Consider the following 14197-nt stretch of genomic DNA (forward strand, 5'->3'; position numbering starts at 1 on the left):
GATGACAACCCCCGAAACAGCCACATTGGAACAATACCGCAAAACCGATGTTCTGGCCGAGAATGTGCTGCGCGCCGCAGGCCTTTCGGGCGATGACCTGAAATCGCTTGCCCATGTGTTCAAGGATGCCTCGACGCATTTCTGCGACCGGCTGAAACATGGTTGCGCTGCCGCATTCGACATTGAGGCGGGTCAGGTGGAAAGCATCGACGATGCCGCCTTTGGCGACATTCTCGACAAGGCGGCGATCATCGCGCCCCTGAAGGCCGAGCGCTGGGGCTGCACGCTTTATCTTGCCGCCGATGCCACGCTCGTATTTTCCGTGATCGAAGCCATGTATGGCGCGCAGGGAAATCTCGGGATCGTCGACGAAGAGCGCCCCTTCGGCATGCTGGAACAGAAGATTTCCGCGCTTCTGGCCGGTCATCTCGCCGGTTCGCTGGATCAGGTCTTTGCCGGAAGCGGACAAGCGAACGGCCAGGCGCTTTTTGCCGCCGGTGAATGCATCGATACCGCCGAATTCGACCGCGAGAATTTCGAGCGCTCGCGCCTTTTCGTCTGCCGCATCGATGTTACCGCCGCGGGCAAGACCGGGCAGGTGCATCTGCTTCTGCCGCGCAGCACGCACAAGCCGATGCAGGATGCCGTGGCAGCCTTTTTGCGCCGCCCGATGAACCAGGCCGATCCGAGCTGGGCGAAGAAGATGCGCCACGAAGTCAGCCGCGCGCGCATCGAACTCGAAGCCTTCATCCAGCAGGGATCGATGACGCTGGACGCCTTGTCGATGCTGGAAATCGGTCAGGTCCTGAAACTGCCTGCCGACGCCATGCAGCAGGTGCGCCTGCGCGCGGGCGACCAGCAGCTTTTCAAGTGCACGCTCGGCAAATCGGGCATTCATTTCACAGTCAAGGTCGGCGACCCCGTCAATCAGGAAGAGGATTTCATCGATGAGCTTGTTGCTGGCTAACGTGCTTTCCACATTGATGGCTCTTGCATCGCTTGGCGCGCTCATCGTGGTGGGGCGCAAGGCCAACGAGACGATCAAGCTCGGCAAGATACTGGCGCTGCGCATTGCAGCCGCCTCCAACGGGCTGGAGCGCGCCGTCAAGGCGATCCAGAGCGAGCGCGCCGATCTTGGCACTGCTTTGGCTGACGAAAACACCAAGCTTGAAGCCCGTCTTGCCGAAACGCAGCGCGTGCGCCGCGAAATGGAAGAGGCAATCGAGGAGCTGACCCGGCTGCGCAAGGCGCTGACCCGCGACATACGCCACGCGCGCAACGTCGCCGACAGCGCACGCACCGAAGACAGGATCGCGACCGCCACCGAACAATCGCTTCCGAAGGAAAAGAACGCGCTGCCGGTTTTCGTGCGTCGCGCGGTCCGTAAAGCTACCGTAGATCTCGCAGGCCAGGCATGAGCGCGGACAATAAGGAAAAGAACATGCAGCAGGAACTGGACGAAGCCATTGAGGAACTGCGCGAGGAAAAGCCGCGCAGCGCCCAAAAAGGTCCATCCAAGCCCAATCTCGAACTCATCATGGGCATTCCCGTCGATGTGCAGGTGGTTCTTGGCGGTACGACCATGCCGGTCGCCAATCTGATGAAGCTTGGTCGCGGCGCGGTCATCACCCTCGACAAGCAGATCGGCGATCCGGTCGATATCGTGGTCAATGGCCGCGTCATCGCGCGTGGGGAAGTGATCGTTTTGGAAGACGATTCCTCCCGTTTCGGCGTCAGCCTCACCGAAATCATCGGCAAGTAACGGACGTGACCATGGCCGACAATGAACAGCAGGCGCTTGCAGAAGACATGGAAGGCGGCGCGACCGGCCTCGTCGATACGCTGACCGGCCCGCAAAAGGCCGCGGCGATCCTCGTTGCCATCGGACGGCCTGCCGCCGCGCGTCTTCTCAAGCATTTCAATGCCGAGGACCTGCGCAAGCTTGCCGGTCATGCCCGCACGCTGGAGCCGATTTCACCGCTCGATTTCGAGCAGCTCGTCAAGCAGTTCGAGGATTCCTTTGCCGAAGGCGCTCCGGTTTCGGAAGCTGCCCAGCGCTTCGAAGGCCTGCTGCGCGAAGCGCTGCCACAGGAAGAGGTCGATGCGGTTCTCGAAGACCGTGTCCAGCCGCAGCTCGTTCAGGAATCGGTCTGGGTGCAGCTCGCACGCCTGCCGGTGGAAAGCCTGCAAGCCTATCTGACCGACCAGCATCCGCAGATCATCGCCTATATCGTGTCGAAGCTGCCGTCCGACCTTGCAGCCCGGCTGTTCGTCGTCCTGCCGCCGCAGCTGCGCAATGCCGTCGTGCAGCGCTCGCTCCATATCGGCAATGTGGCGCCAGCGGCGGTGGAAATTCTGGAAGACGTGCTGCGGCGCGACCTTCTGGGCCGCAGCGATTCCGGTCCGGTCAAGGCGCATCACGGCCAGATCGCCAACATCTTCAACCAGCTCGACAGAAGCGAGATGGAAGAACTGATGGCGAGCCTCGAAGACCTCAACCGCGACGATCTCAACCGCATCAAGGCCAAGCTCTTCACCTTCGAAGACATTGAACGCCTGTCGCAGCGCGCGCGCCTGCTGCTCTTCGATGAAGTGCAGACGGAACAGATCGCAACCGCACTGCGTGGGGCCGACACAAGGCTTCAGGAACTGGTTCTCTCCTCGCTCTCGACCCGTGGCCGACGCATGGTGGAAACCGAGCTTGGCGCCGAGCAGGGCAACATCACCGCGCAGAACATCGCCGATGCGCGCCGCACGATAGCCCGTATCGCCATCGACCTTTCCGAGCGCGGCATCATCACCCTTGACGCCAGCGAAGCTTCAACCTGATTTTGTGTGACGCATGGCCGATGATGCCGACAAGGAAAGCAAAACAGAAGAAGCGACCGAGCAGAAAATCCGCGACGCCTTGGAAAAGGGCAATATGCCCTTCTCCCGCGAAACGCCGATCCTTGCCGGTATCGCTTCCTTTCTGATTATCGCGGTCTTTGTCGCCGCACCTGCCACCACGAAGCTGGCCGTCTTCCTGCGGGAGCTGATTGACCGCCCCGAGGACTGGCTCTTGAATAGCGCCGAGGATGCGAGCCGCCTGTTCGGCGTGCTGGCGCTTGCCGTTGGCGCGGCGCTGGTGCCGGTGTTCATCATCATTCCGCTTGCTGGCATCGCCGCCTCCGCGTTCCAGAACGTGCCGCGCTTCGTTGGCGAGCGCATTCGCCCGCAGGCATCGCGCATATCGCCCCTCAAGGGATGGCAGCGCATTTTCGGGCGCGCCGGTCAGGTCGAGTTTCTCAAGTCGCTGGCGAAATTCCTGGCGGCGAGCGTCATCGTCTTTATCGTCTTCTTCAGCGGCAACAGCCTTTTCACCGATGCGGTCGCCTCCGATCCGAGCGCCCTGCCGGAATTTCTGCGCGAGAACACGGTGCGCCTGCTCGTCGCCAATGTTCTGGCGATTACTGCAATCGCCGGTTTCGACCTTGCCTGGTCACGCATTCACTGGCGGCAGGAACTGCGCATGACCCGGCAGGAAGTGAAAGACGAGCTGAAGCAGTCGGAAGGCGATCCGCTGGTCAAGTCGCGCCTGCGCTCATTGGGCCGCGACCGTGCGCGCCGTCGCATGATCAACACCGTGCCGACGGCAACGCTCATTGTCGCAAATCCGACTCATTTTTCCGTAGCACTGCGCTACAAGCCGGAGCAGGATGCCGCTCCGGTCGTCGTGGCAAAGGGGCAGGATCTGATCGCTCTGAAGATAAGGGAGATCGCCGCACAGCATTCCATCCCGATATTCGAGGATGTTCCGCTGGCGCGCGCGCTCTATAAACAGGTCAATGTCGACCAGATGATAGCACCGGAATTCTACAAGGCCGTGGCCGAACTGATCCGGGTCATCAATACGCGGCATGCATTACATTAGAGCATGACTCCCCAAAGTGGGAACCGGTTTTGGGAGTAAGACATGCATAAGAACAAATGGATAGTCATGATATTTATATGTTTCAGAACAGTGGCAGCCTGTTCCCCAGATTGGCGGTGAGACCATGAAAAGCTTGCAATTCTCCAACGAGCGCGAGGCGATCATTGCCGGAAACCTGCGCGAAGTCGCAACCGACCTTCGTCTGGTCGATCCGGCGGACTACATTGCCTTCATACGCTGCGAGCTTTTTGCCAATATCGCCGATATTGTCAGTTCGGCGACCGAGCTTTACTTCTTTCCCGGCACGCTGGAGCTCGGCCATGGCGGGGAATATCGCTGCGACTGGCAGTCGCCGCCTGCCATCGTGCTGGACATGGAGTTTCGTAATCAGGGCGTCTATGCCTATTTCCGGCTGACGCTGACCGACAAGACGGCGGGGATCGAACTGAACCACATCGCTTTCGAGGATGCGGACGAGGACCCGGCCAAGAACACGGCAAGGCTCGCCAACGCCTTCGACGCCGCCCGCCTGCCGCTTCGAAAACGGGCCTGAAGCGGTTCCCTTTTCGGGAAACATCTCGCCGATTTTCGCGACAATATGTTTAAATACCGGATGCATGAAAGCATCCGGTATTTTTTCTTCACGCAGCCGCAGGATCAGCTCAGATGATGCGTTTCCGGCATTTCGATCAGGCCCAGCGATAGCGCTGTCGCCACAGCCGAAGTACGGTTGGAGCAGTTGAGCTTGATCTTCGCGTTCTGGAGATAAGTCACGACAGTCCAGCGGGCGATGTTCAGAATTTCCGCAATCTCGCCGTCTGTCTTGCCGTTTGCCGCCCAGCGCAGGCAGTCGATTTCACGGGGGGTCAGAAGACTTGAGACCGTAGCGATATCCTTGCAGTCGCACAGGGAGGAATGAATGATCCCGGACAGGCTCAGCAGGCGCGGACGAAGCTTGGCCACGAACTGCTCGCGATCCTCGTCGGGGCTGATCTCGAAGCTGAACAGGGAACAGCCGGGCGCACCTTTCTGGCTACGGGCAGAGACGGCAATAAAAATATTGCCCAATCCGTGCTTTTCCGCATCCTGCAGCATTTCAGCGACGGCGGGGCACTCGTCGGCTTCTTCCTGGAGATCACGAACGATACCGCTGACATCATCCTTGAAATAGGGCGAGTCTTCCCGAAAGATCGGATCGATGACGAAATAGTTCTTGGTCGAGTAGCGCGCCGCCCAGTTGGAAGGCACGGTCATCACAACAGTGAGGTCGGAGGCATTGGTTTTCGCGCAATCGCCCATCCGTCCGCGATAAGTGTGCAGGATGTGGCGACAGCCGATTTCGTCGCGAATTCTTGTCAGCAGTGCCAGTGTATCGCTCTGGAATGATGTTCCAAAAAATGTCTTCTTAAAATTCGGAAAATGGATCAGATCGAGTGTCATTATAATAATGTCCTTGGTGCTGGCGGGCGATTTTAACCTTATTCTAGAGAAGGCGAATCGTCGCCTGAAGCCATTCAATCTTTTTAATAAGTGACAAAAAAAACAGGGCTTTTGACAACCCACAATTAATCGATGGCAAAGAATTGCACATAAAACCCGCGCCAAAATATGGCTCAATTGAGAACATAATTGGTTCGGCGGTAAAGTTTTCTTGAGTTCGAGGCTCCGAGCGCCCCGACTGTTCTATTTCAGAACAACTTCGTTCTCAGCGCCATAAGCGCGGTAGAAGAAATCGACGGCAAGCTCGACATTGTTGCGAATCGTTTCTGCGGATGGCGGCTCCGACAGGGCGCCAAACAGGCGGGGTCTGTAGAGGCTGGACAGGAACAGATCGGAAAGCTGGTAGGCCATCCGCTCGGTATCAAACGGCTTGAGCTGGCCATTTTTGATCATCCGCTGGAGATATTCGGACATGACCACGAGGCTGCGCTTCGGGCCGCGTTCGTAAAACCGCGCGGCAAGCTCCGGCTTGCGGTCGCTTACGCCCAGCACGATCCGCTGGGCGCGGATAGCGCTGGAGGACGTAATGAGCGTCACAAGCGCCACGCCGAAATCGATCAGTTCCTGACGGTTCTCGAAACCGCTGTCGAGCTTGTCGATCAGCTCGCTGAACATCGTGTGGCGATAATGCTCGCACAAGGCAACAAAGAGATCTTCCTTGCTGTTGAAGTAAACGTAGATCGTTCCCTTCGACACGCCAGCCTCACGCGTGATGTCGTTCATGCTGGCGGCATCAAACCCCATGCGCAGGAATACGTTCTGAGCGCCTTCGAGAATCTGGCGGCGCTTTGCAGGGTCCTGGCCAGCGCCGAGCCGCGTGCGACCGCATTCCGTTTCGGTGCAGGACGATTTGCCATCGCCGGGACGGCCGACATCTTTCTCATCATGCCGGTTCCGGTCATGCTCTATCGTATCTGCTGGCCCTTTGGTGTTGCGATCGGGTTTCATTCTTCGAGACTCATAATTTTTTCGAACCAATCGGTTCGATATCCTCTTGATATGCGCATCTTATTGATCTATGTCAACATCGAACCGAGCGGTTCAATCCGAAGGATGTGCAGAAAGTTTTCCTATGTCCGCCCCGAAGTCCGTTGATAAGGCCGATATTCATCCGTTCCCCAACGCCAAGAACTTCGCCTCGGCGACCCAGCCGGCGACGAATGAGGCACCGCTGAGCGAGAGATCGCAGCCCCATACCGTCCCCAACCCGCAGGAAGCCGCTCCCGGGGAAACAGCCAAGGGAGGCAAGAAGAAGGGCTTCGGCAAACGCGTCCTGCTGCCCGGTATTCTGACGGTCGCGGTCGCAGGCGGCCTGTGGTTCGCCTATGACTGGTGGACGGTCGGACGTTTCATGGTTTCGACCGACGACGCCTATGTGCATGGCGATATTGCCTCCATCGCACCGAAGGTCACCGGCTATATCGAAAATATTCCCGTGGTTGCCAACCAGCAGGTCAAAGCTGGCGATGTGATCTTCCAGCTCGATGCGGGCGACTACAAGATCGCGCTCGATGAGGCCGAAGCGAAGCTTGCGACCCAGAAGCAGACGCTCATCCGCATCAAGGCGCAGACCGACGCCGCGGGGACCGTGCTCCAGCAAGCCAATGCCGACAAGCAGGCTGCAACCGCGGTCCTGACCAATGCGCAGAATACGATTGCGCGCGTGCAGAAACTGCACCAGACGCGTTTCGTCGCGCAGGCCGAACTGGACACGGCCCAGTCCTCGCTGGATCAGGCTCGCGCCAAGGTCGCAGGCAGCGATGCGCAGATTGCATCTGCGAAGGCCAATATCGAAGTGCTCAACGCCCAATATAGCGAAGCGGAAAGCACGGTAAAATCGCTGGAACTTGCTCGCGACAAAGCTGCCCGCGACCTGTCCTTCACCACCTTGCGCGCGCCGTTTGACGGCGTGATCGGCAATCTTGCCGGCAAGAAGGGCGATCTCGTTTCGCCGGGCCAGAAGATCGCCGCGCTCGTCCCGGTCAACGAGCTTTATATCGACGCGAATTTCAAGGAAACACAGCTCGCAAGCATCAAGACCGGCGAGACCGCGCATATTTATGTCGACGCCATTGACGGCACGAAGTTCGACGGCAAGGTCGCATCCATCGCTCCGGCTTCAGGTGCCGTGTTCTCGCTGCTGCCACCGGAAAATGCCACCGGCAACTTCACCAAGATCGTGCAGCGCGTGCCCGTGCGCATCATGATCCCGAAGGAAGCGCTGGAATCCGGCAAGATTCGCGCGGGCCTCAGCGTCGTGGTCGATATCGATACGCGCACGGCGCCCGGCGAAAAGGCCGACTGACCGAGACCTGTGGGCTGACATGAAATAACAGATGGCGGCGCGCTGAAACGGATTTCGCGCCGCCTTTCTCTTTCATTCCGGAGTGCGCCGTCATGGCCGCAGACACGACAATGGGGCCCTTGACCCCGGCAGATGACCGCATCGACCCGAAGAAGGCCATCGGCTTTCTGGCCATGGTTTTCGGCATGTTCATGGCGATCCTGGACATCCAGATCGTGTCGGCCTCGCTTGCCGAAATCCAGGCGGGCCTGAGCGCCAGTTCCGATGAAATTTCCTGGGTCCAGACGTCCTATCTGATCGCGGAAGTCATCATGATTCCGCTGTCGGGCTTCCTTGGCCGCCTGTTGTCGACGCGCGTGCTCTTCACCTTTTCGGCGGCGGGCTTCACCCTCGCCAGCATGCTCTGCGCGACGGCGACGAACATCGAGCAGATGATCGTCTACCGCGCCATCCAGGGCTTCATCGGCGGCGGCATGATCCCCAGCGTGTTCGCAGCCGCCTTCACCATCTTCCCCCCGTCCAAGCGCTCCATCGTCTCGCCGATGATCGGCCTTGTGGCGACGCTCGCCCCCACCATCGGCCCGACCATCGGCGGTTATCTGAGCCACGCTTTTTCCTGGCACTGGCTGTTTCTGGTCAATGTCGGTCCCGGCATTCTCGTCACCATCGCCGCATGGAACCTGATCGACTTCGACGAAGGCGACAGTTCGCTCCTGAGCAAGTTCGACTGGTGGGGCCTGATCGGCATGGGTGCGTTCCTCGGCTCCATGGAATATGTGCTGGAGGAAGGCCCGCGCAACGACTGGCTGCAGGACGACGCGATCTTCTTCCTGTCCATCGTCATGGTCGTCGGCGGCATCGTCTTCTTCTACCGGGCGTTTACGGCGGAGCAGCCCATCGTGGATTTGCGCGCCTTCAGGAATGTCAATTTCGCTTTCGGCTCGCTCTTCTCCTTTGTCATGGGCGTTGGCCTCTACGGCCTTACCTATCTCTATCCGCTCTATCTGAGCAGCGTACGCGGCTATGACGCCCTGATGATCGGCAAGGCGCTGTTTGTCAGCGGTCTCGCCATGTTCTTCACCGCGCCGGTTGCCGGTTTCCTGTCCAACCGGATGGACCCGCGCCTGATGATGATGATCGGCTTCCTCGGCTTTGCCGCCGGGACCTGGCTGGTAACCGGCCTCACCGCCGACTGGGATTTCTACGAATTGCTGCTGCCGCAGATCCTGCGCGGCTGTTCGCTGATGCTGTGCATGGTGCCGATCAACAATCTGGCACTCGGCACGCTTCCGCCGTCCCTGTTGAAGAACGCGTCCGGCCTGTTCAACCTGACGCGCAATCTGGGCGGCGCTGTCGGCCTTGCCGTCATCAACACGATCCTGACCCGGCGCGGCGACATGCATTATGAGCGGCTGGCCGAACATGTCCGCTGGGGCAATGCCGAAGCGGAAAGGATGATCGCCAATCTGACCGCCAAATATAATGCGGCGGGTCTGGACGGCGCGACCATCGCCATTTCCAAGCTTTCCGGCATGGTGCGCCAGCAGGCGACCCTCCTGTCCTTCATCGACGTGTTCTTTATCCTCACGATGATGTTCTGTTCGCTTGCCGTCTGCGCCATCATGCTGCGCAAGCCCAAGCAGGTTGCCGGTGGAGGCGGAGGGCATTAGGCCCCCGCCTCCAGCTTCATACGAAACCTGAGGGTTTTCATTCTCATTTCGGAAATTTTCGTTTATCCCCTCGCATACGGCGTCGATGCCGCACCGGGACAAACCCTTGTCGCACAGGGAAAAGCGTCTTGCAGATTTATGACAATCGCGAATTCTCTGTCACAATTCCTGTCATAAAAATGCCGCTCCCGCAAACGGATGAATTGCTAAGTCTCTGAAAACGTGTTTCACTTTCCGTCGCTGGCAGTTTGTGACAAGCCACAAACTGTCATCCAACCGTCATACAGGGCGGGTATCGGGAATGCGCGAGCACCGGAATCGACCCGGGGCGTTCGCCGGACCTTAAACAGGGGAGTCAAACAATGCTTAGCTACACAGCGCGTCTGCTGTCGCTTTCGACGGCGATCGCCGTTGCCGGAGTTTCCATCGCCGCTGCCGAGCCGTCAGCCGAACTGATCGCCGCCGCCAAGGCAGAAGGCGAACTGACCACCATCGCACTCCCGCATGACTGGTGCGGCTATGGCGGGATCATCCAGAGCTTCAAGGACAAGTATGGCCTCAAGGTCAACGAACTGAACCCGGACGCCGGTTCGGGCGATGAAGTCGAAGCCATCAAGGCCAACAAGGACAACAAGGGTCCGCAGGCTCCTGACGTCATCGACGTCGGCTTTGCCTTTGGCGCTTCTGCCAAGAAGGATGCCCTCATCCAGCCTTACAAGGTCGCAACCTGGGACGAAATTCCGGATAGCGCCAAGGACCCGGAAGGCTACTGGTACGGCGATTATTACGGCGTTCTGGCTTTCGAAGTGAACAAGGACATCGTCAAGGACGTGCCCACCGACTGGGAAGACCTGCTCAAGAGCGACTATGCGAACTCCGTCGCGCTTGCAGGTGATCCGCGCGTTTCCGCGCAGGCCATTCTCGGCGTTCATGCCGCCGGTATCGCCCGTGGCGGCGAGCCGGGCGAAGCCGCGGGCAAGAAGGGCCTTGAATTCTACAAGGAACTGAATGCCAACGGCAATTTCGTTCCGGTCATCGGCAAGGCCGCTTCGCTGGCGCAGGGCTCGACCCCTATCGTCATCCGCTGGGACTATAACGCGCTCGCCGACCGCGACACGCTCAAGGGCAATCCGGAAGTCGAAACCGTCATTCCGAAGTCGGGCGTCATCGCCGGCGTCTATGTTCAGGCGATCAGCGCCTACGCACCGCATCCGAACGCTGCGAAGCTTTGGATGGAGCACATCTATTCCGATGAAGGCCAGCTCGGCTATCTGAAGGGCTATTGCCACCCGATCCGCTTCAACGCGATGGCGAAGGCCGGCAAGATCCCGCAGGAACTGCTCGACAAGCTGCCGCCGGCAGCAGCCTATGAAAAGGCTATCTTCCCGACCCTGGAGCAGATCGAGGCCGCGCAGACCACGATCACCAAGGAATGGGATAGCGTCGTGGGCGCAAACGTCCAGTAAGGACCGCGAGCGACAGGCTCGTGCCTGTCGCATCGAACACATATCGCGTCGGCCTTACACGGTCGGCGCGATATCAAAGGGGTTCACACTCAGGCACTTTATTGATTGCCTGACACCGAATGACAGCCCTGCTGATCGCACAATTAAACAAAAAGTTGGAACGATTCAGTTCCGTTCTGGCGGGAACCCGGTCTAAAGAAAGAGCGCATGAGTGCAGTAGCCGAAACAACTGTCCCCAGCAGCGGGGCGCGCAAGCGCCAGCTTCCGTTGTCCTGGCTTGGCGTGACACCGTTTTTCATCTTCGCCATTCTGTTCCTGATCTGGCCGACGATGTATCTCATCATCGGCGCCTTTCAGGACCCGGCAGGCAACTTCACGCTCCAGAACATCTACGATCTGTTCCAGCCGCAAATCATGAGCGCCTACTGGATATCGATCAAGGTCAGCCTTGCATCGGCCATTGGCGGCGCGATCATCGGCTTCTTTCTCGCCTGGGCGGTCGTCCTCGGCAATCTGCCGCCATGGCTGCGCCCGACGGTGCTGACCTTTTCCGGCGTGGCGTCGAACTTTGCGGGCGTGCCGCTGGCCTTCGCCTTTCTGGCGACGCTGGGACGAACCGGCTTCGTGACCATCCTGCTCAGAGAATGGTTCGGCTTCAATCTCTACTCGACCGGCTTCAACCTGCTCTCCTTCTTCGGGCTGACGCTGACCTATCTGTTCTTTCAGATACCGCTGATGGTGCTGATCCTGACGCCCGCCCTCGACGGGCTGAAAAAAGAATGGCGGGAAGCCTCATCCATTCTGGGCGCAACCACAGCCCAATATTGGCGCATGGTGGCCTTCCCGATCCTGTGGCCGAGCCTGCTTGGCACAACGCTTCTGCTCTTCGCCAATGCCTTTGGCGCCATCGCAACCGCCTATGCCTTGACGGGTTCCTCGCTCAACATCGTGCCTATCCTGCTTTATGCCCAGATTCGCGGCGACGTTCTGCATAACCAGAACCTCGGCTATGCGCTGGCGCTTGGCATGATCGTCATTACCGGTGTTTCCAACCTCATCTATATCTGGCTGCGCATTCGCGCCGAGAGGTGGCAGCGATGAAAGGCTTCAAGGCTCAAAAAATCGGAGCGTGGGTCGCTTTCCTGATCGGGGCGATCTACTTCCTCGTGCCCCTGATCGGCACATTCGAATTCTCGCTGCGCATGCGGCGCGGCGAATATTCCTTCGACGCCTATCGGGTCGTGTTCTCCGATCCGAACTTCCAGGCGACCTTCGGCTATTCGATCCTGCTTGGCCTGCTGACCATCATATTCGGTGTGCTGCTGGTGGTGCCGACTGCCTATTGGGTGCGCCTGCGCCTGCCGCAATTGCGTCCCGTGATGGAATTCATCACGCTGATGCCGCTGGTCATTCCGGCGATCGTCATCGTGTTCGGTTATCTGCGCATCTACAACTCGTCGTCATGGCTGCCATTCACGGCGTCAACACGGGCAACCGATGTGCTTTTGATGTTCGGCTATATGACGCTGTCGCTGCCCTATATGTACCGCGCTGTCGACACGGCGATGCGCACCATCGACGTCACGACGCTGACGGAAGCCGCGCAAAGCCTCGGCGCGGGCTGGGGACGCATCATGTTCAAGGTGATTTTCCCGAACGTGATTTCCGGCGTGATGAGCGGCGCCTTCATCACATTCGCCATCGTCATCGGCGAATTCACGCTGGCCTCGCTTTTGAACCGCCCCGCCTTCGGCCCCTATTTGCAGCTGGTCGGCGCAAACCGCGCCTACGAACCGTCGGCGCTGGCGATCATTTCGTTCGGCATCACGTGGCTCAGCATCATCATGCTGCAACTCGTTTCACGCCTCAATAAATTCAAGACAACCGCCGGGTAACATTCATGGCTTTTCTCAATATCAAGCACCTGAAAAAGAGCTTCGGCGCCAATACCGTCGTCCACGACTTCAACCTTGCCGTGGAAAAAGGCGAATTCGTTTCCTTCCTTGGTCCATCGGGCTGCGGCAAGACAACCGTTCTGCGCATGATCGCCGGTTTCGAGACGCCCGACAGCGGCGCGATTGAAATCAACGGCAAGGATGTGGTGGACCTCAAGCCCAACCAGCGCAATATCGGCATGGTGTTTCAGGCCTATGCGCTGTTTCCCAATATGACGGTTGCGCAGAACGTCTCGTTCGGCCTGCGCGTTGCCGGAAAGCCAAAGGCGGAAATCGACGCCACGGTGAAGGAAATGCTGGGGCTCATCCGTCTCGACCATCTGGCGGATCGTTATCCCTATCAGATGTCCGGCGGCCAGCAGCAGCGCGTCGCGCTGGCGCGTGCGCTCGCCACCAAGCCGCAGGTTCTCCTGCTTGACGAGCCGCTATCGGCGCTGGATGCGAAAATCCGCATCTCCCTGCGCGAGGAAATCCGCGCTATCCAGCAGAAGCTCGGCATTACGACCGTCTTCGTCACCCATGATCAGGAAGAAGCGCTGTCGATCTCCGACCGCATCGTGGTCATGCACGAAGGCCGCGCCGATCAGATCGGCTCGCCTTTCGACATCTATAACCGCCCGGCCTCGCGCTTCGTGGCGTCCTTCGTCGGCACGCTCAACATGCTGGAGGCCTCGGTCAGCGAACCGGGCCAGAACAGCATCGATCTCGACGGGCGCACCATCACCGTGCAGGAAAAGCTCGACCATCATCCGAAGGGCAAGCCTCTGACGCTCGCCTTGCGCCCGGAAGCTGTCAGCCTCGAAGCCCGCAAGAGCCACGACACCTCACTGGATGCAACCATCGAGGACGTACATTTTCTCGGCTCCGTCATCCGTACGCGTGTGGCATTGGGCAAGAACCGCCTGTCGTTCGACGCGTTCAACGACCCGACCCAGCCGCCGCCGCAGCGCGGCGACAAGGTGACGGTGCATTTCGCCTCGCACGATCTGCTGGTATTGGCGGATTAGAGCGCATCCCGAAAAGTGTGAAACCGTTTTCGGACAGGATACGGCCCGCTTCAGTTCAGCCTTTGCATCGCAGTTCACATATGAGGCATTTGGCGGAACGTGCCGATCGTTCAGACAACAAAGCCCCGGCTGGAACCGGGGCTTTGCTTTTTGGAAGACGGGTTTGCGCCTTACCACTTGACCTTGAAGCCGACGGTGCCCTTGAGGGCATAGCTGTCGGCGAAGTGGTTGAGCGCGGTATTGATCGAGCCTTCGCCATAGACGGCATATTTGTTGTCGGCCCAGGCATAGGTGCCGCCAGCGCCGATGCCGCCCCAGGTCCGGTCATTGTCGGTGTCGAAGTCGACGCCCGCCACATTGACCGACGATCCACCCAGCATC

At 59.1% G+C, this 14197-nt stretch carries 15 protein-coding genes; 12 read left to right on the top strand and 3 right to left on the bottom strand.

Going from position 1 to position 14197, the window contains the following annotated elements; translation table 11 throughout:
• Position 1 precedes the first annotated feature (1 nt).
• The 6 genes from AC0TNJ_RS10235 to AC0TNJ_RS10260 all read left to right on the top strand — a co-directional run bounded on the left by AC0TNJ_RS10235 (position 2) and on the right by AC0TNJ_RS10260 (position 4466).
• Complete coding sequence (locus AC0TNJ_RS10235; RefSeq protein ID WP_473771026.1) at positions 2-967, top strand: FliM/FliN family flagellar motor switch protein; 966 nt, start codon at positions 2-4, stop codon at positions 965-967.
• Positions 948-1418, top strand: coding sequence for a BAB2_0123 family type IV secretion system effector (locus AC0TNJ_RS10240; RefSeq protein ID WP_473771027.1), 471 nt, complete (start codon positions 948-950; stop codon positions 1416-1418). The genes AC0TNJ_RS10235 and AC0TNJ_RS10240 overlap by 20 nt, the downstream gene beginning before the upstream one ends.
• Complete coding sequence (gene fliN / locus AC0TNJ_RS10245; protein ID WP_104756701.1) at positions 1415-1762, top strand: flagellar motor switch protein FliN; 348 nt, start codon at positions 1415-1417, stop codon at positions 1760-1762. Before AC0TNJ_RS10240 ends, fliN begins: the two co-directional genes overlap by 4 nt.
• Before the next feature lie 11 nt (positions 1763-1773).
• Positions 1774-2829, top strand: coding sequence for a flagellar motor switch protein FliG (locus tag AC0TNJ_RS10250; protein WP_473771028.1), 1056 nt, complete (start codon positions 1774-1776; stop codon positions 2827-2829).
• A gap of 13 nt (positions 2830-2842) precedes the next feature.
• Positions 2843-3913 carry a flagellar biosynthesis protein FlhB gene (gene flhB / locus AC0TNJ_RS10255; RefSeq protein WP_473771029.1) on the top strand — a complete coding sequence of 357 codons (1071 nt, stop codon included), beginning with the start codon at positions 2843-2845 and terminating at the stop codon, positions 3911-3913.
• A gap of 124 nt (positions 3914-4037) precedes the next feature.
• The gene (locus AC0TNJ_RS10260; RefSeq protein WP_122002733.1) at positions 4038-4466 is read left to right on the top strand and encodes a hypothetical protein; all 429 of its coding nucleotides are present in this window, start codon (positions 4038-4040) and stop codon (positions 4464-4466) included.
• A 104-nt stretch (positions 4467-4570) separates the two neighbouring features.
• Here the strand turns inward: AC0TNJ_RS10260 and AC0TNJ_RS10265 are convergent, their stop codons facing one another.
• Both AC0TNJ_RS10265 and AC0TNJ_RS10270 read right to left on the bottom strand, forming a co-directional pair.
• Positions 4571-5353, bottom strand: a complete 783-nt coding sequence (locus AC0TNJ_RS10265; protein ID WP_122002732.1) for a LuxR family transcriptional regulator — start codon at positions 5351-5353, stop codon at positions 4571-4573.
• Between the two features lie 243 nt (positions 5354-5596).
• Positions 5597-6361: a TetR/AcrR family transcriptional regulator gene (locus AC0TNJ_RS10270; RefSeq protein WP_473771030.1), complete on the bottom strand. Its 765-nt coding sequence runs from the start codon at positions 6359-6361 to the stop codon at positions 5597-5599.
• Between the two features lie 124 nt (positions 6362-6485).
• On the opposite strand from AC0TNJ_RS10270, the gene AC0TNJ_RS10275 reads away from it, so the two are divergent.
• From AC0TNJ_RS10275 to AC0TNJ_RS10300, 6 genes are all read left to right on the top strand, one after another.
• Complete coding sequence (locus AC0TNJ_RS10275) at positions 6486-7718, top strand: HlyD family secretion protein (protein WP_122002730.1); 1233 nt, start codon at positions 6486-6488, stop codon at positions 7716-7718.
• Positions 7719-7810: 92 nt separating this feature from the next.
• The gene (locus AC0TNJ_RS10280) at positions 7811-9388 is read left to right on the top strand and encodes a DHA2 family efflux MFS transporter permease subunit (protein ID WP_473771031.1); all 1578 of its coding nucleotides are present in this window, start codon (positions 7811-7813) and stop codon (positions 9386-9388) included.
• 362 nt (positions 9389-9750) lie between these two features.
• Positions 9751-10854 carry an ABC transporter substrate-binding protein gene (locus AC0TNJ_RS10285; RefSeq protein ID WP_473767235.1) on the top strand — a complete coding sequence of 368 codons (1104 nt, stop codon included), beginning with the start codon at positions 9751-9753 and terminating at the stop codon, positions 10852-10854.
• Positions 10855-11061: 207 nt separating this feature from the next.
• The gene (locus AC0TNJ_RS10290) at positions 11062-11955 is read left to right on the top strand and encodes an ABC transporter permease (RefSeq protein WP_473771032.1); all 894 of its coding nucleotides are present in this window, start codon (positions 11062-11064) and stop codon (positions 11953-11955) included.
• A complete protein-coding gene (locus AC0TNJ_RS10295) occupies positions 11952-12749 on the top strand; it encodes an ABC transporter permease (protein WP_473771033.1) in 798 nt (265 codons plus the stop codon). The genes AC0TNJ_RS10290 and AC0TNJ_RS10295 overlap by 4 nt, the downstream gene beginning before the upstream one ends.
• Positions 12750-12754: 5 nt before the next feature.
• On the top strand, positions 12755-13816 hold the full coding sequence (locus AC0TNJ_RS10300; protein ID WP_122002725.1) for an ABC transporter ATP-binding protein: 1062 nt from the start codon (positions 12755-12757) through the stop codon (positions 13814-13816).
• A gap of 170 nt (positions 13817-13986) precedes the next feature.
• Here AC0TNJ_RS10300 and AC0TNJ_RS10305 read toward each other — a convergent pair.
• On the bottom strand, positions 13987-14197 hold a 211-nt coding region (locus tag AC0TNJ_RS10305), incomplete at its 5' end, for an autotransporter outer membrane beta-barrel domain-containing protein (RefSeq protein ID WP_473771012.1).

This window comes from Ochrobactrum sp. PL_is483 (assembly GCF_055816855.1).